1 pseudogene is annotated in these 258 nt (G+C 26.0%); it reads right to left on the reverse strand.

Annotated elements, in window-relative coordinates:
• Positions 1 to 258 (reverse strand): annotated as a pseudogene (locus ACRHOZ_RS21110) (hypothetical protein); the annotation flags it as partial.

A 258-nucleotide genomic window follows, 5' to 3' on the forward strand; every position in this document is an offset into this window, starting at 1 on the left:
ATAACACATTGGTACCATTAGCTACAAATATTTTTACATTTTCACCTTCAAAATCATCTACTGAAAGAGATTCTTCTTGAGAAAACACAATTTTAAATCTATCATTAATCTCTCCTGCTACATCTGATAAAAACTCATAATCAGAATTTTTTAAATCAATATAAATATTGTTGTGTACATCATACAAGTATATATTTATATCATCTGATATATTTTCGGTTTCTACCATTTCTAATGTAAATGTTTCTACACCATCAC

Origin of the sequence: Flagellimonas flava (genome assembly GCF_050617915.1) — a bacterium.
In the GTDB taxonomy this organism is placed as follows: Bacteria; Bacteroidota; Bacteroidia; order Flavobacteriales; family Flavobacteriaceae; genus Flagellimonas; species Flagellimonas flava_A.